The 20,450-nt window shown below is 69.1% G+C and carries 20 protein-coding genes; 2 read left to right on the top strand and 18 right to left on the bottom strand.

The features are described 5' to 3' along the window. Positions 1-21: 21 nt before the first annotated feature. From ACWESM_RS08970 to ACWESM_RS08955, 4 genes are all read right to left on the bottom strand, one after another. Positions 22-765: a cobalt-precorrin-6A reductase gene (locus ACWESM_RS08970; protein WP_452491444.1), complete on the bottom strand. Its 744-nt coding sequence runs from the start codon at positions 763-765 to the stop codon at positions 22-24. Positions 766-767: 2 nt separating this feature from the next. Next, on the bottom strand, positions 768-1,385 hold the full coding sequence (locus ACWESM_RS08965; protein ID WP_355077585.1) for a hypothetical protein: 618 nt from the start codon (positions 1,383-1,385) through the stop codon (positions 768-770). Positions 1,386-1,464: 79 nt separating this feature from the next. Continuing rightward, positions 1,465-2,730 (bottom strand): precorrin-6y C5,15-methyltransferase (decarboxylating) subunit CbiE, encoded by a 1,266-nt coding sequence (gene cbiE / locus ACWESM_RS08960; RefSeq protein ID WP_355077584.1) that lies wholly within the window; start codon positions 2,728-2,730, stop codon positions 1,465-1,467. Then, positions 2,727-3,482, bottom strand: coding sequence for an SDR family NAD(P)-dependent oxidoreductase (locus tag ACWESM_RS08955; RefSeq protein ID WP_364428277.1), 756 nt, complete (start codon positions 3,480-3,482; stop codon positions 2,727-2,729). Before ACWESM_RS08955 ends, cbiE begins: the two co-directional genes overlap by 4 nt. Positions 3,483-3,583: 101 nt before the next feature. On the opposite strand from ACWESM_RS08955, the gene ACWESM_RS08950 reads away from it, so the two are divergent. Then, positions 3,584-4,009 (top strand): PPOX class F420-dependent oxidoreductase, encoded by a 426-nt coding sequence (locus ACWESM_RS08950; protein WP_452491222.1) that lies wholly within the window; start codon positions 3,584-3,586, stop codon positions 4,007-4,009. Between the two features lie 41 nt (positions 4,010-4,050). Here ACWESM_RS08950 and ACWESM_RS08945 read toward each other — a convergent pair whose 3' ends face one another. Then, positions 4,051-5,178 (bottom strand): M24 family metallopeptidase, encoded by a 1,128-nt coding sequence (locus tag ACWESM_RS08945; RefSeq protein WP_356962069.1) that lies wholly within the window; start codon positions 5,176-5,178, stop codon positions 4,051-4,053. 84 nt (positions 5,179-5,262) lie between these two features. Between ACWESM_RS08945 and ACWESM_RS08940 the strand changes: the two genes are divergently transcribed. Then, entirely contained in the window at positions 5,263-6,228 is a 966-nt protein-coding gene (locus tag ACWESM_RS08940; protein ID WP_452491221.1) for a 5'-3' exonuclease, read from the top strand. A gap of 431 nt (positions 6,229-6,659) precedes the next feature. Here the strand turns inward: ACWESM_RS08940 and ACWESM_RS08935 are convergent, their stop codons facing one another. The 13 genes from ACWESM_RS08935 to dop form a co-directional block, all read right to left on the bottom strand. Then, positions 6,660-7,352 carry a DUF4333 domain-containing protein gene (locus ACWESM_RS08935; RefSeq protein WP_379251734.1) on the bottom strand — a complete coding sequence of 231 codons (693 nt, stop codon included), beginning with the start codon at positions 7,350-7,352 and terminating at the stop codon, positions 6,660-6,662. A gap of 164 nt (positions 7,353-7,516) precedes the next feature. Then, on the bottom strand, positions 7,517-10,219 hold the full coding sequence (locus ACWESM_RS08930) for a DEAD/DEAH box helicase (protein WP_452491220.1): 2,703 nt from the start codon (positions 10,217-10,219) through the stop codon (positions 7,517-7,519). A gap of 3 nt (positions 10,220-10,222) precedes the next feature. Beyond that, a complete protein-coding gene (gene tatC / locus ACWESM_RS08925) occupies positions 10,223-11,176 on the bottom strand; it encodes a twin-arginine translocase subunit TatC (RefSeq protein WP_355077569.1) in 954 nt (317 codons plus the stop codon). Between the two features lie 98 nt (positions 11,177-11,274). Then, positions 11,275-11,535, bottom strand: coding sequence for a Sec-independent protein translocase subunit TatA (gene tatA / locus ACWESM_RS08920; RefSeq protein ID WP_355077567.1), 261 nt, complete (start codon positions 11,533-11,535; stop codon positions 11,275-11,277). Positions 11,536-11,599: 64 nt separating this feature from the next. Beyond that, a complete protein-coding gene (locus ACWESM_RS08915; RefSeq protein ID WP_452491219.1) occupies positions 11,600-12,649 on the bottom strand; it encodes a 2-dehydropantoate 2-reductase in 1,050 nt (349 codons plus the stop codon). A 22-nt stretch (positions 12,650-12,671) separates the two neighbouring features. After that, positions 12,672-13,649: a helix-turn-helix transcriptional regulator gene (locus tag ACWESM_RS08910; protein ID WP_355077564.1), complete on the bottom strand. Its 978-nt coding sequence runs from the start codon at positions 13,647-13,649 to the stop codon at positions 12,672-12,674. After that, positions 13,646-14,641: a helix-turn-helix transcriptional regulator gene (locus ACWESM_RS08905; protein ID WP_355077562.1), complete on the bottom strand. Its 996-nt coding sequence runs from the start codon at positions 14,639-14,641 to the stop codon at positions 13,646-13,648. The genes ACWESM_RS08910 and ACWESM_RS08905 overlap by 4 nt, the downstream gene beginning before the upstream one ends. Before the next feature lie 145 nt (positions 14,642-14,786). Then, complete coding sequence (locus tag ACWESM_RS08900) at positions 14,787-15,083, bottom strand: MTH1187 family thiamine-binding protein (RefSeq protein WP_356962060.1); 297 nt, start codon at positions 15,081-15,083, stop codon at positions 14,787-14,789. 285 nt (positions 15,084-15,368) lie between these two features. Continuing rightward, the gene (gene pafA / locus ACWESM_RS08895) at positions 15,369-16,727 is read right to left on the bottom strand and encodes a Pup--protein ligase (protein ID WP_174186519.1); all 1,359 of its coding nucleotides are present in this window, start codon (positions 16,725-16,727) and stop codon (positions 15,369-15,371) included. Positions 16,728-16,944: 217 nt separating this feature from the next. After that, positions 16,945-17,745 carry a proteasome subunit alpha gene (gene prcA / locus ACWESM_RS08890; protein ID WP_397279002.1) on the bottom strand — a complete coding sequence of 267 codons (801 nt, stop codon included), beginning with the start codon at positions 17,743-17,745 and terminating at the stop codon, positions 16,945-16,947. A gap of 2 nt (positions 17,746-17,747) precedes the next feature. After that, positions 17,748-18,602, bottom strand: a complete 855-nt coding sequence (gene prcB / locus ACWESM_RS08885; protein WP_355077558.1) for a proteasome subunit beta — start codon at positions 18,600-18,602, stop codon at positions 17,748-17,750. After that, entirely contained in the window at positions 18,599-18,793 is a 195-nt protein-coding gene (locus tag ACWESM_RS08880; protein ID WP_014986166.1) for a ubiquitin-like protein Pup, read from the bottom strand. The genes prcB and ACWESM_RS08880 overlap by 4 nt, the downstream gene beginning before the upstream one ends. A 152-nt stretch (positions 18,794-18,945) precedes the next feature. Then, positions 18,946-20,445, bottom strand: coding sequence for a depupylase/deamidase Dop (gene dop / locus ACWESM_RS08875; RefSeq protein ID WP_039798407.1), 1,500 nt, complete (start codon positions 20,443-20,445; stop codon positions 18,946-18,948). Positions 20,446-20,450 lie beyond the last annotated feature (5 nt).

The following is a 20,450-nucleotide window of genomic DNA, read 5'->3' as shown; positions in this document are numbered from 1 at the left end:
CTCGTCGCGAGCCGGAACGTCTCAGCCGCGCCGGGCTCGCCGGATGCGCAGCCAATCCAGCGCTTGCGCAGAGGATTCCACGATCCGCGCGCCCTCGGGCAGCGGCGGGCGGTCCACCACGACCACCGGGATGCCCGCGGCGCGGGCGGCGGCGAGCTTGGCCTCCGTCTGCTCCCCGCCGCTGTCCTTCGTGACGAGCGCGTCGATCCGATACTCCGCGAGCAGCCGCGCTTCGTCCTGCACCGCGAACGGCCCACGGGCGAGGAGCAATTCGTGCCGCGGCGGCAGCGCGCCCTCCGGCGGGTCGATGGCACGAATCAGAAACCAGGGCCGGTCGAGTCCCGCGAACGCGTCGACGCCTTGTCTGCCGATGGTCAGGAACACGCGCTCGCCGAACGTGCCGACTGCCGTCGCGGCCGTGGGGAGATCAGGTACACGCATCCAGCGGTCCCCTGCCTGCTCGACCCACCTGGGCCGGCGCAGGTGCAACAGCGGCACACCCGAAGCTCGCGCGGCGACTGCCGCGTTGGCGCTGATGGCCGCCGCGAACGGATGGGTGGCGTCGACCATCGCGGCCACGTCGTTGGCCGCGAGCCAGGCGCGTAGTCCTTCGGCGCCCCCGAAGCCGCCGACGCGGACCTCGCCCTCGGGCAGCAAGGGTGCGCGCACACGACCGGCGAGCGAGGACACGATCTCGAATCCTCGCTCGCCGGAAGCGATGTGGGCCAACTCCCGCGCTTCCCGGGTGCCGCCCAGAATCAGAATTCTCAGGGCTGGCCGCTGAAGTAGGCGATACCCGCGTTCAGCAGCGACGGCCCGCCCGCGACGGCCAGACCGATCAGCGCGCCGAGCACCGCGCCCGGCAGGATGCCGACACCGAAGAACACGATGCCGATGGCGGCGCCGATCAGGCCACCGACCAGAGCGCCGAGCGAGGCGCGCTGCAGTTCGGCGAAGAACCACTCCTGCGCGCCGATGAACTCGGCGGCGACCGGCGCGTTCGCGGTCGGCGCGACCTGCGGCGTCAGCGTGAGCTGCCTGCCCTCGTCGGCGACGGCCGCGGCGATCCGGACCTCCTGCCCCTTGGCCGTCGCGGTGAGCGGAATGCTGGTGACGGTCTCGCCCGCGGAGTTCTTCAGTGTGACCGCCCGGTTGTCGGTGTCGACGCTGAACGCGCCACCGGTCACGCTGGTGACCACCGACTTGCCCGCGTCGGTGAGTTGCAGCGCGTAACCGACGCCCTGATCGCTGCCGGTGACGGTGGGCGCCGCAGCGGCCTGGTCCTGCACCGCGGGCGGCACCGGGGCGGCGTAGGAAGTACCGGCGGCCACTCCGGTAGCGGCGACAGCCAGCAATGCGGTAGCGGCGAACTTCTTGTATCTCATCTATCTCCCCAACAGGAATCGGATTTCCGATCAATGATCGGAACTCGGCCCCGACCCTACCGCGTGACCGGTAACGTGTTCACGCCTCCGCGGGGAAGGATCGCGCGGTCTTCACCACCGACCACTGTGTGACCGGAAGCTGCGGACGCCAGGTGGTGAAGGAGCCCAGTGGTTCTCCGCGATAGATCTGGAACTTCCGCAATATGCCGCCCTGGGCGTTCGACCAGTTGAGTAGCAACGATTCCGATTCCGCTGTGACCGCGTTCGCGACGAGCCTGCCGCCCTGACGCAACTGCGCCCAGCATGTCTCGAGCACGCCATCCTGAGTCAGGCCCCCACCGACGAAAATCGCGTCGGGCGCGGCGATTCCGGTATCGGCGGCGAGTTCGCCACGCACTTCGCCGCGCACCTGGATGTGCGGCACGCCCAGAACCGTGGCATTGTCGGCGATCTGGCGTCGCCTGCGCTCGAGCCGCTCGAACGCGACGGCCCGGTTCCCCGCATGCGCCCGGCACCATTCGATGGCGATGCTGCCCGAACCGCCGCCCACATCCCACAGCAATTCCCCGGGCGCGGGCGCCAGGGCCGCCAGCGTCAGCGCGCGGACCTCGTGCTTGGTGAGCTGGCCGTCGCCGCCGAACAATTCGTCCGGCAGTCCGGGCAGGCGAGTGGCGCGCGGCCGGTCCGGGTCGGCCGAGCAGGTGATCGCCACGACGTTCAGCGGGTCGCCCGGCGGGTGTTCCCACTGCTGCGCGATTCCGGCGCGGCGCCGTTCGGCGGAACCGCCCAGTTGCTCGAGTACCGTCAGCTCCGAACCGCCGAAACCGTGGCCCCCGAGCAGTCGCGCCAGATCCCGCGGTGTGTGCTCGTCGGCGCTGAGCACCAGCAGCCGCCTGCCGTCGGCCAGCTCGGGCAGCACCGTCGCCAACGGACGCCCGACCACGCTGACCACCGGTGTTTCGGCCAGCGGCCAGCCGAGGCGGGCGCAGGCCAGGGAGGCGGAAGACGGTTGCGGCAGCACCCGCAGCGCCTGCGCGCCCAGCAATCGAGCCAAGGTTACGCCGATTCCGTAGAACATCGGATCGCCGCTGGCCAGCACGCACAACCGCGCCCCGCCATGCCGTTCGAGCAGGCCGGGCAGCGCGGGCAGTAGAGGCGACGGCCACGTCACCCGGTGCGCCGCCACGGTGGGCGGCACGAGCGCGAGCTGGCGCACGGAACCGAACAAGACCTCGGCGTCACCGACGGCCTCCCGCGCGGCGCGACCGAGGCCGTCCCAGCCGTCGGCGCCGATGCCGACGACCGTGACCGGTTTTCCTGTCCACGACCCGGGCGCGGCGCTCATCGGGGCATCCGACGCCAGACCGGTTGTGGCAGCAGTCGCATCGCGAAGAACACCGGCCGCAGGATTCCGGGCACCCAGACTCGGCTCGCGCCCCGGCGCAGACCCTTGACCACCGCGTCGGCAACCTGATCCGGCGTGCTGGAGAACGGCGCCGGGGACATCCCCTCGGTCATCCGCCCGATCACGAACCCGGGACGGACCAGCAGCAACCGCACGCCAGTGCCGTGCAGGGCGTCCGCGAGACCGGAGGCGAATCCGTCGAGTCCCGCTTTGGCCGAACCGTAGACGTAGTTCGCGCGCCGGACCCGCACACCGGCGACCGAGCTGAACACGACGATCTGTCCCGCCCCTCGCGCGCGCAAAAGATTCGCCACCGTGGTGAGAACGCCGGCCTGGGCGACGAAGTCGGTATGCAGGATCGCCGCCGCGTGGGCGGGATCCCGCTCGGCGCGCTGCTGATCGCCGAGCACACCGAAGGCGAGCACCGCGATCCCGATCGGCCCGTGCTCGGCGGCGATTTTTTCCAGCAACGCCGGATGACCCGCCATGTCGTCGGCGTCGAATTCGACGGTGTGCACTTCACTCGCGCCCGCCGCGGTGATCTCCGCGCGCTGCTCGTCCAATTCGCCGCTGCGCCGGGCCGCCAGAACCACCGCTCGTCCCGGCGCCAGCCGTCGCGCCACCTCGAGTCCGATCTCGCTCCGCCCGCCCAGCAGCAGCACGGTCCCGTCGGACAAACCACGCGTTCCCATGCGCCTCAGTCTGTCATTGGCACGGGCGGAGCTCGTCATCGCGCACCGGCGCGGTTCGGGCTGGTGCGGCGGGGGCGGGCGCCGACGGCTACGGTCGGAGGATGCCGACGAGTACTGCTGAGCTCTCGCCCGCCGCCCTCGAGTTCGTCGCCGAACGGCACCTCGCCACGCTGACGACCTTGCGTGCGGACGGAACGCCCCATGTGGTGGCGGTGGGATTCACCTGGGACCAAGAGGCCGGGATCGCGCGCGTGATCACCAACGACGGGTCGGTGAAGGTACGCAACGTGCGCCGCTCCGGCTACGCGGCGGTCAGCCAGGTCGACGGCATCCGGTGGCTCACGCTGGAGGGCCCGGCCACTGTGCTCGAGGCACCCGACGAGGTGGCCGAGGCGGTCGAGCGGTACGCGGGTCGTTATCGCGTGCCCCGGGAGAACCCGACCCGCGTGGTGATCGCCATCCAGGTCCGGCGCGTCCTGTCCAGCAGCACGCTGGTCGCACCGGCCGGGGACGGCGCGGGCGCTTAGCGCCTCCGCCGGACGCCTGTCGCGCCGCCGTCAGCCGTCGATCACAGCACCGTCAGGCCGTGCGGCCGCTTGTTCAGGGATTCACCGCCTTCGTCGGTGACGATCACGATGTCCTCGATGCGCGCGCCCCACTCGCCGCGGAAGTAGATGCCGGGCTCCACGCTGAATGCCATGCCGGGCTGCAGGACGAGGTCGTTGCCCGCGACGATGTAGGGCTCCTCGTGCACCGACAGGCCGATGCCGTGCCCGGTACGGTGTACGAATGCGGGCCCGAAACCGGCTTCGGTCAAGGGGTTTCGCGCCGCGTCGTCGACCGCGGCCGCGGTGACGCCCGGGCGGACGGCCGCGACCGCCGCGGCCTGCGCGCGTTCCAGCTCGGCGAAGCGGGCGGCGATCTCCGGATCGGGCTCGCCCAGGACATAGGTCCGGGTGGAATCGGAGTAATAGCCGGGTTCGACCGGGCCGCCGATGTCGACGACCACCACATCGCCTGCCTCGATCCGGCGCTCGGACACGCCGTGATGCGGGTCCGCCCCGTGCGGACCGCTGCCGACGATGACGAACGCCGCCTCGGTGTGCCCCTCGGCCACGATCGCGGCCTCGATATCGCGGCCGACCTCCGCCTCGGTACGCCCCACCTGCAAGAACTCGCCCATCCGCGCGTGCACCCGGTCGATCGCCGCACCCGCCCGGCGCAGCGCGTCCACCTCGGCCGGGTCCTTGATCATGCGCAGTTCGCGCAGGACGGGAGTGGCGGACACCGGCAGGCCGGTGAACGACTCGGCCAGCGGCAGCAGATGCAGTGCGGGCATGACATCGGCCACGGCCACCCGGGAACCCACGTGCAGCGCTGACTTCACCAGCGCGTACGGGTTGGTTCCGTCGACCCAGTCCAGCACTTGCAGACCCAGTTCGCCCGCCGCGGAGCCCTCCAGCGACGCCAGCTCCAATTTCGGGATCACGACCGACGGCGTCGCACCGTCGGCGGGGATCACCAGGCAGGTCAGTCGCTCGAACGACTCGGCCGCCGAGCCGATCAGGTAGCGCAGGTCGGGGCCGGGAGTGATCAGCAGGGCATCGAGGTGGGCGGCCCGCATCAGCTCCACCGCCCGCTCCAGCCGTGCACCGTAGACGTCCGCCGCGAACCTCGAATCCGTATGCGAGCTCATTCGTCCGACGTTACCCGCCGGGCGGGCCCGGCGAACGCCGAACTTCGCCAGGGTGGTGTCGGTGCGACCGAGTAGCCTCAGCCCGTGACCTCTGCTTCCGGTGGGCCCCTGCTGCTGTTGGACGGAGCCAGTCTGTGGTTCCGCGCCTTCCACGCCATCCCCGACAAGATCACCGCACCCGACGGCCGGTCGGTGAACGCGCTGCGTGGTTTCACCGACATGGTGGCGTCGCTGATCACCCGGTTCGACCCGAGCCGACTGGTGGTGTGCCTGGATCTGGACTGGCGCCCGGCGTATCGAGTCGAGCTGGTCCCGTCCTACAAGGCACACCGGCTGGACACGTCGCCCGATGCCGCACCCGGCGCCGAGACCGTTCCCGACAGGCTCACCCCGCAGGTCGAGATGATCCTCGAGGTGCTCGACGCCGCAGGGATCGCGACCGGAGGGGCGGAGGGCTTGGAAGCCGACGACGTGCTGGGCACCCTGGCGACTCGTGAGCGCACCGACGAGGTGGTCGTGGTCAGCGGCGATCGTGACTTGCTGCAGCTCGTCCGGGACGAGCCCGCGCCACCGGTACGGGTGTTCTACGCCGGACGGGGGCTGGCCAAGGCGGAATTGTTCGGCCCGGCCGAGGTGTCGGCGAAGTACGGTGTGCCGCAGCGGAACGCAGGCCCGGCTTATGCCGACATGGCGACGCTGCGCGGCGACGCCTCGGACGGATTGCCCGGAGTGGCAGGCATCGGCGAGAAATCCGCCGCCGCCTTGATCTCCCGTTTCGGCTCCCTGGACGCCCTCGTCGCGGCCGTCGAGGACCCCGGCGCCGACCTGTCGCAAGGCGTGCGTGCCCGGCTGCGCGCCGCCGAGGACTACTTGAAGGCCGCCGCACCGGTCGTGCGGGTGGTCTGCGACGCCGAGGTAGCCCTGTCCCGCGACGACGTCCTCCGCACCGAACCGGCCGACCCGGCCCGCCTACACGCCCTCGCCACCGCCTACAACGCGGAAAGCCCGGTCACCCGCCTGATCACGGCACTCGCCACCCGCACCGCCTGACCCGGAAGCTGGTCGCACCCGTCGCGAAGAGCCATCCGATGCGCAACCGAGCACTCGACGTCCGGACTCGCGGCTCGTGGCTGCCGAACGAGAGCGGCATCCGCTCTGACACCCGCCCCAACCAGCATCGGTGTCCGCTACCGAAGCCATCGGCGGCAGTTGCACGCGACCACTCCTGCTCACCCCCGTCTGCACTACCGTCGCCGAAACCACTCTGAGGTCCGCCACCAATCGGCGGTATGGCTTCCCTCCGCTGGCGAAAGCGAACGCCGAGGTCCGCGCGCGGCCTGACACTCCCAGCTCACCTCTGCCACAGGTTCCGAGCGAAGCGAGACCGAGCATCCGCCGTCCGCGGCCCGGCTCGCGCAAAAACGAGCCATCAGAGGGCCGCGAACACCCAGCGCCGCGGGCGCTGGAGAAACGAACACAGCTCAGCTGGGGCGACCGACCTCGTAGGTGCCGTCGTCCTTGGTGATCTTGATGCTCACCTTCTTGGCCTCGCCGCTGACCTTCACGCTGCATTCGAAGGTGGCGTCGACCTTGACTTCCTGGCCGGAGGGGCAGGAGACGTCGCTGATGTCCTGGATGCCGTAGGAATCCGACAACACCTTCTTCACGCCGTCCTGCACGGCGGCCTGGTCCAACTGGTCCTTGGCGGTCAACACGAGCACGAGCGCGACGATCGCGCCGACCACGGCGACACCGAGCACCGACAGCCCGATGATCAGGCCTTTGTTCTTGCCGCCCTGCTGCGGAGGCTGCTGTCCGGGAGCGCCCCACTGCTGCTGCGGCTGCCCCCACTGCGGCTGCTGCCCCTGCTGACCCCAGTCCTGCTGCTGCGGTTGGCCCCACTGCGGCTGCTGGCCCTGAGCGGGCTGCTGGCCCCACTGCGGTTGCTGCGGCTGCTGCGGTTGCTGGCCCCACTGCTGCTGGGGCTGTCCCCATTGCTGCTGAGGTTGCTGCTCACCCCAGTGCTGGGTCGGCTGCGCCGAGGCCGGGGTCTGCGGCTGACCGCTCCACTGCTGCGTGGGACCGGACCCGCCCGGCGCCTGCTGTCCACCCCACTGCTGGGTGGGATCGTTGCGTCCCTCCCCGGGGTCGTTCGGTCCGTAAGGGCCGCTCATTTGCTTGCCTCCACTCGCATCGTTGTACACACGGTAGCCCCCCGCGTGGGCCTCGTCGCATGACACGACTACTCCGCCACGGTCGGTACGCGAAAGAAATCAAATCACAATCGAATCCGCCGTGTTGATATTGCCGCCCGCCGCGTGCCCGGCACTCACGCCGCTCAGGCGGCGTCCACCGCCACGACGCCTCGCCGGATCGCCCGCACCGCCTTGGCCGCGGTGGCGGCGACCTCGAGATCGTCGGCGGTGCCGTGGATCTGATCGAGCAGATCGATCACCTGCCTGCACCAACGCACGAAGTCACCGGCCGACAGCGGCGCGCCTTGGTCGCCGCTGGCGAGCAACGACTCGGCCAACCCGTCGCCGCGCGCCCATTTGTAAATGCCGTCGACGAAACCGAGATCGGGTTCCCTGGTCGGCGGCAGCTTGTGTCGCGCCTCGTCGGAGCGCAGCTCGGACCAGACGCCGATGGTCGCGCCTACCGCGCGCCGGATCGGAGCCGTCGGTCCGGTCGCGCCGAGATAGCCGCCCTCCTGGCGGGATTCGTACACCAGGATCGAGACCACACCGGCCAGTTCGGCCGGGCCGAGACCGCGCCACAACCCCTTCCTCAGGCATTCGGCTACCAGCAGATCGCTTTCCGCGTAGATGCGCGCCAACCGGCGTCCGTCCCCGGTCACCTCGCTCTCGTGCACGAATCCACGTTCCTCCAGCAGACCGAGGATCCGATCGAACGTGCGCGCCAGCGAATTGGTGGTCGCGGCAACCTTCTGGCGCATCGCCTCAGTTTCGCGCTGCAACCGGTTGTAGCGCTCGCCGATCCGGGCCAGCTGCTCGCGATCGGGCCTGGAGTGCGCCGGATGGGCACGCAGGCTCCGGCGCAAGGTGGCCAGTTCCCGGTCGTCGGCCGCGGCGGACTGCCTGCCGCGACGTGGCCTGCCCGGCACCGAGATTCCCGTGCTGCGCAGCGCGGAGGCCAGGTCGCGGCGGATGCGCGCGGTGCGGTGATCCACCCGGCGCGGCAGCCGCATGTGCCCGAGCGCCTCGGCGGGCACCGGGAAGTCGGCGACCGAAACCCGTCCGGCCCACTTGTCCTCGGTGAGCACCAGCGGCCGCGGATCGCCCGGCGTCGCGTCCGGCTCCAGGATCACCGCGAGCCCGGCGCGGCGGCCGGACGGAATCGCCACCACGTCACCGCGCCGCAGCGCGCCGAGCGCGTCTACGGCGGCGCCGCGCCGGTCGGCACGGCTCTGCTGGGCCAACTGCCGCTCCCGCTGCCTGATCCGCTCGCGCAGCGACAGGTACTCGAGGAACCCGCCTTCGGCACCGCCGAGCTGGTCGCGCAACTTGCGCAGCGCTCCCTCGTTGCGCTCGATGCCGCGCACCAGCCCGACCACCGACCGATCCGCCTGGAACTGGGCGAACGATCGCTCCAGCAGGGCGCGCGACTCGTCGGCACCCATCCGATCGATGAGGTTGATCGACATGTTGTAGCCCGGCCGGAACGAGCTGCGCAGCGGATAGGTACGCGTCGAGGCCAGACCGGCGACCGCGCTGGTGTCCACCTCGGGCTGCCACAACACCACCGCGTGACCTTCGACGTCGATGCCGCGCCGCCCCGCACGCCCGGTCAGCTGGGTGTACTCCCCGGGCGTGAGCTCCGCGTGCGACTCGCCGTTGAACTTGATTAGCCGTTCCAGCACCACCGTGCGGGCGGGCATGTTGATGCCGAGCGCCAGCGTCTCGGTGGCGAAGACGGCACGCACCAGCCCGTTGACGAACAGCTCTTCGACGGTGTGCCGGAACGCGGGCAGCATCCCGGCGTGATGCGCGGCGAGGCCGCGGTGCAGCGCCTCACGCCACTCCCAGTAGCCGAGCACCTCCAGATCGGCCTTGGGCAGATCGCCGGTGTGCTTGTCGATGATCGCGTCGACCTCGTCGCGCTCCTCCGGCCGACTCAGATCCAGCCGCGAGCGCAGGCACTGCGCGAGCGCGCCGTCGCATCCCGCCCGGCTGAAGATGAACGTGATCGCGGGCAGCAAGCCCTCTTCGTCCAGCTTGGCGAGCACCTCCGGCCGCGGCAGCGGGCGGAAATCCCGGCGCGGGCCACCGCGGCCGTTGCGCGGGGCGCCCCAGCTGTTCATCCGGTCGGCCGCCTCACGGTGGCGGATGAACCGCACCAGGTCTTCGTCGACGAGCACCTTCTGCTCGGTGGATTTGGTGTCGAACAGGTCGAACATCCGCCGTCCCACCATGACGTGCTGCCACAGCGGAACCGGCCTGGTCTCGTCGACCACCACCGCGGTGTCGCCGCGCACGGTCTCCATCCAGGCGCCGAACTCCTCGGCGTTGCTCACCGTGGCCGAAAGGCTGACCAGCCGCACGTCCGGGGACAGGTGCAGGATGACCTCCTCCCACACCGCGCCGCGGAACCGGTCGGCGAGGTAGTGCACCTCGTCCATCACGACATAGGAAAGCCCGCGCAGCGCGTCCGAGGAGGCGTAGAGCATGTTGCGCAGCACCTCGGTGGTCATGACGACCACCGGCGCGTCGGGATTGATCGATTGGTCGCCGGTCAGCAGTCCGACCTGGTCGCGGCCGTGACGCTCGGTGAGGTCGGCGAACTTCTGGTTCGACAGCGCCTTGATGGGCGTGGTGTAGAAGCACTTCCCGCCCGCCGCCAGCGCCAGGTGAACGGCGAACTCACCGACGACCGTCTTTCCCGCGCCGGTGGGGGCACAGACGAGTACGCTGTGGCCTTCTTCGAGCGCCGCACAGGCTTCGCGCTGAAACGGATCCAGCCGGAACTTCAGCTCGGCGGAAAATGCGGTCAACTCGCCCGTCTGCGACCGGTCAACTGTCACTCGTCAGAGCGTATCGGAGTAGTCCGACACCGGTCGTGCGGATTTCTCCGCGGGCGTACCGATCGACCCGGCCGGATCGATCGGTGACGGGGCGCCGAGTTCGGAGGCCTCCTCGTCCGACAGCGCACCCCAGCCCTCGCGCTCCTTGCGCGCCCGGCGCAGGTCGTTGACCCGGGAGAACTGGATCGCCACCTCGAACAACACCGTCAACGCCAAGGCCAGCGCCAGCATCGAGAAGGGATCCTGCGGAGTCACGATCGCCGCGAAGACGAACAACCCGAAGGTGATCCCCCGCCGCCACGCCTTCAGGCGCTCGTAGGTCAGCACGCCGACCAGGTTCAACCCGACGATCAGCAACGGCGTCTCGAAACTCACCCCGAAGATGATCAGCAACTGGATGATGAACGAGAAATATTGCGACCCGCTCAACGCCGTGATCTGCACGTTGTCGCCGATGGTCAGCAAGAAGCTCAACGCGTGCGCGATCACCACGTAGGCCAGCACCGCGCCGGCGGCGAACAACACCGTGCCCGAGGAGACGAACCCGACCGCGTACTTGCGCTCCTTCGCGTACAGCCCCGGGGTGATGAACGCCCACAACTGGTACAGCCAGATCGGCGCCGCCAGCACCACGCCTGCGGTCAGGCCGACCTTCAACCGCAGCGTGAACTGCTCGAACGGCGCGGTCGCCAGCAGACGGCACTCGCCGTCCGGGGTCAACGACGCACGGGCCGACGAGGGCAGCGAGCAATACGGCCCGCGCAGGATCTCACCGAGGCTCTCGATCCCGAGGAACCCGTGCCCGTACCACAGGAACCCGAGCACCGTCGTCGCGATCACCGCGGCGATCGACACCAGCAACCGGTAACGCAGCTCCTGCAGATGCTCGACCAACGACATGGTGCCGTCGGGATTGGTCCTGCGCTTACTGCGCCGCGGATCGAACGGGATTCGCATGGTTGGTGATCGCCCCTGGGTTCACGTGCCTCGCACGGCTCGGCAACAGCACTGAGTCCGGAGTGAGTTCTTCCTCACTCCGGCGCGAGCGGCTCCGCTCAGACCGATTTCTGCTCGGTGCGGGGCTCGGTGGCCTGCTGCGTCGGCTGCTGCGCGGCGGGCAACTGCGGTGCGGGCTGCTGAGCCTGCGCGCCGCTGGTTGGCGCGTTGCTCTCGTTCTGCATCTGACTGACCTCGCTCTTGAAGATGCGCAACGATCGGCCCAAACTGCGGGCCGCGTCGGGCATCCGCTTCGCGCCGAAGAACATCACGAAGACCACCGCAATGATCAGCCAGTGCCAGATGCTCAGACTGCCCATGATCTACCTCCCAAGACTGTGATGTTTCGATGCTACCGGAGGGTGACGTGCGCGAACGCCGCCGTCACCGCTCGTTCGCCCTGCGTTCGGGCGGGGCGCCCGCCGCTGCGGCCCGCAGTTGGCCGAGCAGCTCCCGTCCGGTCCACGCGCGCCTGCCGCCCTGCTCGGCCGCGACGATCAATTCGATCAGCCGCTGATTCACCGGCGTCGGCATCCCGACCATCGCGCCCAGTTCGACGATTTCCCCGCACAGCCAGGATATTTCGGTGGTACGGCCCAGCTCCAGGTCGTCCGCCATGGACGAACGCGCCATCGGATCGATGGCCAGCACCTGCCCGGCTACCCGCCGGAAGAGGCCGTCGGGAACGGTCAGCAGCGCGGCCATCACCCGGGGCGGCAGTGGGGTCAGCCGGGCGGGGCGAATTCGCGCCTTGTTCATCACCTCGAGCGCTTCGCGCTGGGTGAGCGCGAGGCAACGGCGGTAGTCCCGGTCGGCGAGTTCTTCCCGCAGCGGGCGCCCCGACAGCGCGTTGACCGGGTTGTTCAAGTTCAGCAGCAGCTTCGCCCACTGCACCGGCCGCAGGTCGGGATACCGGCGCAGGCCGAGCCCCGCTCGCTCGAATTCGTCCAGGAACGGTGCCAGAGCCGGATCGTCCTGTACCGCGAGACCGCCCTCGGTGCCGCGATGGAAACGCCCGCCGGGGTGGTGCACGACGTTGAACATCACCATTCCGGCCAGGACCACGCAGTGCGGCAGGATCTCCCGGATCACCGAGTCGTTGCCGATGCCGTTCTGCAGGCTGAGCACGACGGTGCCCGGCCGGATCTTGCCCGCGAGGTCGCGCACCGCCTCCGCCGTCGCCGCCGATTTCACCGTGACCAGCACCAGGTCCGCCGAGCCGACGTCATCCGGTTCGGTGGCGCGGTGGAATCGATCCGGCGGCAACGCGTCGTCGCCGCCGTCGAGGTCGGTGAGCCGGAGCCCGGACGCGCCGAGTTCGCCGAGCACGCGCCTGCGGCCGACCAGGGTGACCTCCGCGCCCGCTACACCGAGCTTGCCGCCGACGAAGTTGCCGATGCTGCCCGCGCCTACCACCAGCACACGACTGTTCATGCTGGTAGGGCCTCTGCCTTCCTCATCTGGCCTCCAGGTATCCGGCTTCCTCGTAGGCGGCCAGCGCGGCGTTCGACCGCTCACGCACCGCCGCCACCAGCTCCGGCGGGCCGAGGACGGTGACACCCGCCCCGAAACCGAGCAGCAGGCGGGCCATCCAGTCCAGCGTGGCGAACCGCATGGTCGCCTCCAGGCTGCCGTCGGGATGCACCGCCAGCCGATGCATCGGGTACTGATCCAGCACCCAAGCGTAATCGGCGTGAATCCGCAAGCGCGCCAAGGCGACCGCGGGATCGTCCTGGAACAGGTCCAGGCCCGCCGTCGCGTCGGTGGCATGCACGGGCGGCCGGGCGAGTTCGTCCAGCTCGGTCGCGGCCTCGATCCGGTCGAAGCGGAACAGCCGCACCCCCTCGGCCTGCCTGCACCACGCTTGCAGGTAGCTGTTGTCGTCCACGAGGACGATGCGGATCGGGTCGACGATGCGTTCGGACACCACGTCGCGACTGGCGGAGTAGTACACCAACCGCAGCGCACGGCCGAGCGCCAGCGCCGACCGCACGGCGGCCACCGCGGGCGCCTCCGGCGGCGGGGTTCGCGACCGCCCGTTCTCCGCGAGTTCCGCGCCGCCCGCGATCGCCGCTTCTATCTTCGCGATGGCCGCGTGGGCCGCCGTCGGGTCCACCATGCCGGGCATGTCGACGATCGAACGCAGCGCGACCAGCAACGCGGTCGCCTCGGTGGAGGTCAACCGCAACGGACGGTCGATGCCTGCGGAGAAGGTGACTTCGATGCTCTCCTCGGAGAACGACAAGTCGATCAGGTCGCCCGGTCCGTACCCGGGAAGCCCACACATCCACAGCTGATTGAGGTCGCTCATCAACTGTTTGGTGGTCACGCCCAGGTCGGCGGCGGCCTCGGCCGCGCTGATGCCCGGGTGGGCGATGAAGTACGGGATCATGTTGAGCAGCCGGGACAGCCGGACCGAGAGCCGCGAGCTCATGCCCGCACCTCCGTGCGGTCGAACACCGAACGCAGCCGCGCGATGACATCGGCACGCAGCGACTCGGGGGCGAGTACCACGGCGTCCGGGCCCAGGCCGGTGATCAGCCGGGCCAGCCAATCGCGGGATCGCACCGGAAGCTCGACGACGGCGCCCGTACGGCCGCCGACGACGCGCTCACCGGTCACCTGGCCGAGCCTGCGGATCTCCCGCCCGCGCCCTTCGGCCACCCAGACCGTCGCCGAGCCGCTGACCGGCGCGGTGCTGGTGACCTGGTCGACGATGGCGCGCAGGTCGACGCCCTCCGGCTTGTGGACGGCGTTGCGCGGGCCATACGCGGTCACATCGTCGCCGATGCGGGACAGCCGGAAACTGCGCACCGCGTCCCGGTCCCGGTCGTGCCCGACCAGGTACCAGCGGCCGTGATGGGTGACGACGCCCCACGGTTCGACGTCGCGCATGAGATAGGGGGCGTTGATCGCGCCGCGGTGCTCGAACCGCACCGCCTGGCCCGCGTCGATCGCGGCGAGGAGTTTGCCGAGCACGGGTTCGGAGCCCCGAGCGCGGGCCGGAACCGCCGGCACGGACGCCACGGCGGCGTCGGTTTCCACGTGGATGCCCGCCGCGCGCAGTTTGAGCAACGCCCCCTCCGCGGCGGCGGCGAGTTCCGGCGATTCCCACATCTGCACGGCCACCGCGACGGCGGCGGCCTCCTGATCGCTCAGATCGATGTCGGGGAGCTCGTAGGCGTCGCGGTTGATCCGGTAGCCCTCCACCGTCGAGTACCGGCTCACCGGACCGACTTCCAGCGGAATCCCCAGATCACGCAGTTCGTTCTTGTCCCGCTCGAACATCCGGCTGAACGCCTCGTCGCTGGCGGAGTCCTCGTATCCGGCCACGCTCACCCGGATCCGCTCGGCGGTCAGGAACTGCCGGGTCGACAGCAGCGCGATGACCAGATTCATCAGCCGCTCGACCTTGGATATCGCCACCCGATAGAGGGTAATCTGCGCAGCCGGGCTGTGTTGGTTCGGCCGCTACTTCGTAGCGGCGTGTTCGCGGCCCTCTCATCGCTCGCGTTCGCGCGACCGCCGCTTGCTCCTTCGTCGCCTACGCGGCGGCCGCGTGCGCGGACCATCAGTCTTCCGACAAATAGCGCTCGACCTTCTCCACCTTGGCGGTCATCGCATCCGTCACGCCGGGACGGATGTCGGCCTTCAACACCAAGCTGCAGCGTGGAGCGACGGCGAGGATGGCGTCGGTCGCCTGTTTCACGACGGCCATCACCTCGTCCCATTCGCCCTCGACGGTGGTGAACATGGCATCGGTGCGATTGGGCAGTCCGCTGGCGCGCACCACGCGGACCGCTTCGGCGACGGCGCGCCCGACGTCGACGCCGGTCCCGAGCGGTGTGACGGAGAAGGCGATGATCATGCCTCGATCATGCCCGCACGCCAGACTCGTCTTCGCGACGAGGCGATAGACCGTCGCTCGAACGCGAGCCACACGGTCAACCGCTTGCGCCCGATATCCAAGCACACGACCGAACGAACTGCCGTCTGGACAGCAGTGTTCAGATCGAAACTTCATTCACCGAAGCGCCCAGCGCACCTCGACCATAGGTTTCGAGCGAAGCGAGACCGAGCCTGTTCCGTTCGCGAGCCACCAGGGGGCCGCGAACACCCAGCGCCGCAGGCGCTGGAAAACCAACACGGCAAATTACATCGATGCGATCAGACGATCTACGCGCTCGTCGACCGAACGGAACGGGTCCTTGCACAGCACGGTGCGCTGCGCCTGGTCGTTCAGCTTCAGGTGCACCCAGTCGACGGTGAAGTCGCGGCCCGCCTCCTGGGCCGCGGTGATGAAGTCACCGCGCAGCTTGGCCCTGGTGGTCTGCGGCGGGGTGTCGACCGCGGCGTCCACGGCCTCGTCCTCGGTGACCCGCTTGGCCAGGCCCTTGCGCTGCAGCAGGTCGAAGACGCCGCGTCCGCGCTTGATGTCGTGATAGGCCAGATCCAGCTGGGCGATCTTGGGATCGGACAGCTCCATGCCGTACCGGTCCTGGTAGCGCTGGAACAGCTTGCGCTTGATCACCCAGTCGATCTCGGTGTCGACCTTCGCGAAGTCCTGCGCCTCCACCGCGTCCAGGGTGCGGCCCCACAGGTCGACCACCTGATCGATCTGGGGATCGCGGTCCCGATTGCGCAGATGCTCCACGGCGCGGGCGTAGTACTCGCGCTGGATGTCCAGGGCGCTGGCCTGCCGACCGCCTGCCAGGCGCACCGGGCGCCGACCGGTCAGGTCGTGGCTCACCTCGCGGATCGCGCGGATCGGATTGTCCAGCGCGAAGTCGCGGAACGAGACACCCGCCTCGATCATCTCCAGCACCAAGGCGGCCGTGCCGACCTTGAGCATGGTGGTGGTCTCGGACATGTTGGAGTCGCCGACGATCACGTGCAGGCGGCGGTACTTCTCCGCATCGGCGTGCGGCTCGTCGCGGGTGTTGATGATCGGCCGCGAGCGAGTGGTCGCCGAGGAGACGCCCTCCCAGATGTGCTCGGCGCGCTGCGACAGGCAGAAGGTGGCGGCCTTCGGCGTCTGCAGCACCTTGCCCGCGCCGCAGATCAGCTGACGGGTGACCAGGAACGGCAGCAGCACGTCGGAGATCCGGGAGAACTCGCCCGCGCGCACCACCAGGAAGTTCTCGTGGCAGCCGTAGGAGTTGCCCGCCGAGTCGGTGTTGTTCTTGAACAAGTAGATGTCGCCGCCGATGCCTTCTTCGGCCAGACGCTGCTCGGCGTCGATCAGCAACTCTTCGAGGACCCGTTCGCCCGCACGGTCGTGGGTCACCAATTGCGCCAGGTTGTCGCATTCCGCGGTCGCGTACTCCGGATGCGACCCGACATCGAGGTAGAGCCGGGCACCGTTGCGGAGGAACACGTTCGAGCTACGGCCCCAGGACACCACCCGGCGGAACAGATACCGGGCCACCTCGTCGGGGGACAGTCGACGGTGACCGTGGAAGGTGCATGTCACACCGAACTCGGTCTCGATCCCCATAATTCGTCGCTGCACACCATCGACATTACAGCCAAGTCGAGGTCTTGCGTGGGGCACCGAACAACCCGTATGCATACGTCTTCACAACGATTTGGCCCGCTTTGTCGGAATTTGCCCGGGTGAAACGCCGGTTTCGCCGGAGGATGCACAGTTCGGCCCGGCCCCGGACATGCCGATACGGCCCGCGAACCAAGCGTCGTTCGCGGGCCGTCGAGGTCGTCGGCCCGGCGGATCACTCCGCCGACGGAGTCTCCTTCGCCGACGGTTTCTCATCCTTCGGCTCGGAGCCGGTCTCCACCACCGCGGGCTTCTCGACCGCCTCCGCCGGACTCAGCAGACGCTCCAGCGTGGCGTTGGGCACCCGCCGGAACGCCCGGCGCGGACGCGCCTGCTCCAAGGTCGCGACCTCGAGCGAGCTCACGCCCAGCACCCGCTTCTCCTTCTCCGCGCCTTCCGGAACGCCCGCCTGCAACGCGCGCACCGCGACGCCGACCGCGGAGGCCAGGTCCAGACCCGGCTGGTACGACGACTTCAGCGCGGTGACGATCGGCTCCGTGGTGCCGCCCATCACCACGAACTCGCGCTCGTCCACGATCGACCCGTCGAAGGTGATCCGGTACAGCACCGATTGCGCGGCCTGCTCCGGATAACCCACCTCCGCCACACAGATCTCCACCTCGTACGGCTTGAGCTGATCGGTGAAGATCGTGCCGAGCGTCTGCGCGTAGGCATTGGCCAGCGCCCGGCCGGTGACATCGCGGCGGTCGTACTGATACCCGCGAATGTCGGCCTGCAGGATGCCGCCCCTGCGCAGATTCTCGAACTCGTTGTACTTGCCGACCGCGGCGAACCCGATGCGGTCGTAGAGCTCACTCACCTTGTGCAGCGTCGCGGACGGGTTCTCCGCGACGAACAGCACACCCTTGTCATACGTCAAGACCACGACGCTGCGCCCCCGAGCGATGCCCTTGCGCGCGAGCTCGGTCTTGTCGCGCATGATCTGCTCGGCCGACGCGTAGTACGGCAACGTCATGATCAGGCGCTCCCTTCTTCGGCGGCCTCGCGGTCGGCGACGATGCCGCGGGTGATCTCCGCCAGCCGCGACTCGGTCACCTCGACCGCACCCTCCTCATCGATCACGATCGCCGTCGGGAAGATGCCGCGCACCAGATCCGGGCCACCCGTCGCGGTGTCGTCGTCGGCCGCGTCGAACAGCGACTCGACAGCGATGCGCAACGCGCGATCCTGATCGATTCCCTTGGCGTACAACTTCTTCAGCGAGGACTTCGCGAACATCGAGCCGGAACCGACCGCGGCGTACCCGAATCGCTCCTCGCTGCGTCCACCCACCACATCGAACGAAACAATGCGGCCCGCCTTGTCGGCATCGGTGGCGTCCAGGTCGTAGCCGACCAGCATCGGCACCACCGCCAGACCCTGCAGGGCCGCGGGCAGATTCTCGCGCACCATCTTCGACAGCTTGTTGGCCTTGCCGTCGAAGGTCAGCGGCACGCCCTCGAGCTTCTCGTAGTGCTCCAGTTCCACCGCGAAGATCCGCACCATCTCCACCGCCATGCCCGCGGTGCCTGCGATGCCCGCCGCGGAATAGCTGTCGGTGATGTAGACCTTCTCGATATCCCGGCTGGCCAGCAGGTTCCCCTGGGTGGCACGGCGGTCACCGGCGATCAGCACACCGCCGCGATAACTCACCGCCACGATGGTGGTGCCGTGCGGAGCGATCTCCTTCGCGGAAGTGCCGCCGGGGATTCCGGCGGCACCCTGTCCGAACCTGTTGCTGGGCAAAAGATCCGGAGCATGCATGCGGAGATAGTCGGAGAAGGAAGAAAGGGCGTACCCCAGGTGGAGACGCGAGGGGTCACCGACTGTCACTGGCCACCTTTCTGCACGTACGCGCGGACGAAGTCCTCGGCGTTCTCCTCGAGCACGTCATCGATCTCGTCGAGCAGGTCGTCGGTTTCCTCCGCCAGCTTTTCGCGGCGCTCCTGACCGGCGGCGTCTACACCGTCGGGGCCCTCGTCCTCGTCGCCACCCCCGGCGCGCTTGGTCTGCTCTTGTGCCATGGCAGCCGACCTCCTCTGTCCTCACCATGATCGGGACCCATGGTGAGCACGGTCCCGATCATGAGCATTGTCCGTGCTCGTCCCTCAACACTACCTACCAGCACCGACAGTGTGCCTATTTTGTGTGGCGGTGTTGGTCTCGCGCAGGTGGACTATGTCGTCAGCTGCTCCACCAGGTCCGCGGCGGTGGTCACGCCGTCGAGGAGTTTGCCGACGTGGGCCTTGGTGCCGCGGCGGGGTTCCAGGGTGGGGATGCGGACCAGGGAGTCGCCGCCCAGGTCGAAGATCACCGAGTCCCAGCTGGCCGCCGCGATGTCGGCGCCGAAGCGGCGCAGGCATTCGCCGCGGAAGTAGGCGCGGGTGTCGGTGGGCGGGTTGGTCATGGCGTCGAGGACCTGCTGCTCGGTGACCAGCCGCTTCATCGAGCCGCGGGCGACCAGGCGGTTGTAGAGCCCCTTGTCCAGGCGCACGTCGGAGTACTGCAGATCCATAAGGTGCAACTTGGGGGCCGCCCAGCCGAGGCCCTCGCGGCTGCGCATGCCCTCGAGCAGGCGCAGCTTGGCCGGCCAGTCGAGCAGGTTCGCGCACTCCATCGGATCGCGTTCGAGCAGGTCCAGGACCATCGCCCAGTTCTCGATGATGTCCTGGACGCGCTTGTCGTCGTTGCCGGTGCGGTCGACGAACTTGATCACCCGGTCCAGGTAGACGCGCTGCAACGCGAGACCGGTCAGCTCGCGGCCGTCGGCGAGCGCGACCGTCGCCCGCAGCGTGGGGTCGTGACTGATGGTGTGCACCGCGGTGACCGGGCGGGCCAGCTGCAGATCCGACAGGTCCTCGCCCGCTTCGATCAGGTCGAGGACCAAGGCGGTGGTGCCGACCTTGAGGTAGGTGGACATCTCGGCCAGGTTGGCGTCACCGATGATGACGTGCAGCCTGCGGTATTTGTCGGCATCGGCGTGCGGTTCGTCGCGGGTGTTGATGATGCCCCGTTTGAGCGTGGTCTCCAGGCCGACCTCGACCTCGATGTAGTCCGAACGCTGGGACAGCTGGAAGCCCGCGTGGTCGCCGGACTGGCCGATGCCGACCCGGCCGGAGCCGCACACCACCTGGCGGGACACGAAGAACGGCGTGAGCCCGACGATGATCTGGTTGAACGGGGTGTCCCGGCTCATCAGGTAGTTCTCGTGGGTGCCGTACGAGGCGCCCTTGCCGTCGACGTTGTTCTTGTACAGCTGCAGCCGCGGAGCCCCCGGCACGCTCGAGGCGTGCCGCGCGGCGGCCTCCATCACCCGCTCGCCCGCCTTGTCCCAGATCACCGCGTCCAGGGGGTCGGTGACCTCGGGCGCGGAGTATTCCGGGTGGGCATGGTCGACGTAGAGCCGGGCGCCGTTGGTGAGGATCATGTTCGCGGCGCCCACCTCGTCGGCGTCGATCACCGGCGCGGGACCGTTCATCCGGCTCAGGTCGAATCCGCGGGCGTCGCGCAGCGGCGACTCCACCTCGTAGTCCCAGCGCGTGCGCTTGGCGCGCGGCACGCCCTCCGCCGCGGCGTAGGCCAGGACCGCCTGGGTCGAGGTGAGGATCGGGTTGGCCGACGGCTCGGTCGGGGTCGAGATGCCGTATTCGACCTCTATTCCGATGATGCGCTGCATGGCAT

The organism is Nocardia sp. NPDC003999 (genome assembly GCF_053604885.1).
This window is presented reverse-complemented; position numbering and strand designations above follow the sequence as displayed.

Excerpts from the sequence above, each read along its gene's own strand:
- ACWESM_RS08965 (WP_355077585.1), bottom strand. The coding sequence starts at position 1,385 with ATGAGATACAAGAAGTTCGCCGCTACCGCATTGCTGGCTGTCGCCGCT.
- cbiE (WP_355077584.1), bottom strand. The coding sequence starts at position 2,730 with ATGAGCGCCGCGCCCGGGTCGTGGACAGGAAAACCGGTCACGGTCGTC.
- ACWESM_RS08955 (WP_364428277.1), bottom strand. The coding sequence starts at position 3,482 with ATGGGAACGCGTGGTTTGTCCGACGGGACCGTGCTGCTGCTGGGCGGG.
- ACWESM_RS08950 (WP_452491222.1), top strand. The coding sequence starts at position 3,584 with ATGCCGACGAGTACTGCTGAGCTCTCGCCCGCCGCCCTCGAGTTCGTC.
- ACWESM_RS08945 (WP_356962069.1), bottom strand. The coding sequence starts at position 5,178 with ATGAGCTCGCATACGGATTCGAGGTTCGCGGCGGACGTCTACGGTGCA.
- ACWESM_RS08935 (WP_379251734.1), bottom strand. The coding sequence starts at position 7,352 with ATGAGCGGCCCTTACGGACCGAACGACCCCGGGGAGGGACGCAACGAT.
- tatC (WP_355077569.1), bottom strand. The coding sequence starts at position 11,176 with ATGCGAATCCCGTTCGATCCGCGGCGCAGTAAGCGCAGGACCAATCCC.
- tatA (WP_355077567.1), bottom strand. The coding sequence starts at position 11,535 with ATGGGCAGTCTGAGCATCTGGCACTGGCTGATCATTGCGGTGGTCTTC.
- ACWESM_RS08915 (WP_452491219.1), bottom strand. The coding sequence starts at position 12,649 with ATGAACAGTCGTGTGCTGGTGGTAGGCGCGGGCAGCATCGGCAACTTC.
- ACWESM_RS08910 (WP_355077564.1), bottom strand. The coding sequence starts at position 13,649 with ATGAGCTCGCGGCTCTCGGTCCGGCTGTCCCGGCTGCTCAACATGATC.
- ACWESM_RS08900 (WP_356962060.1), bottom strand. The coding sequence starts at position 15,083 with ATGATCATCGCCTTCTCCGTCACACCGCTCGGGACCGGCGTCGACGTC.
- prcA (WP_397279002.1), bottom strand. The coding sequence starts at position 17,745 with ATGACGTTGCCGTACTACGCGTCGGCCGAGCAGATCATGCGCGACAAG.
- ACWESM_RS08880 (WP_014986166.1), bottom strand. The coding sequence starts at position 18,793 with ATGGCACAAGAGCAGACCAAGCGCGCCGGGGGTGGCGACGAGGACGAG.
- dop (WP_039798407.1), bottom strand. The coding sequence starts at position 20,445 with ATGCAGCGCATCATCGGAATAGAGGTCGAATACGGCATCTCGACCCCG.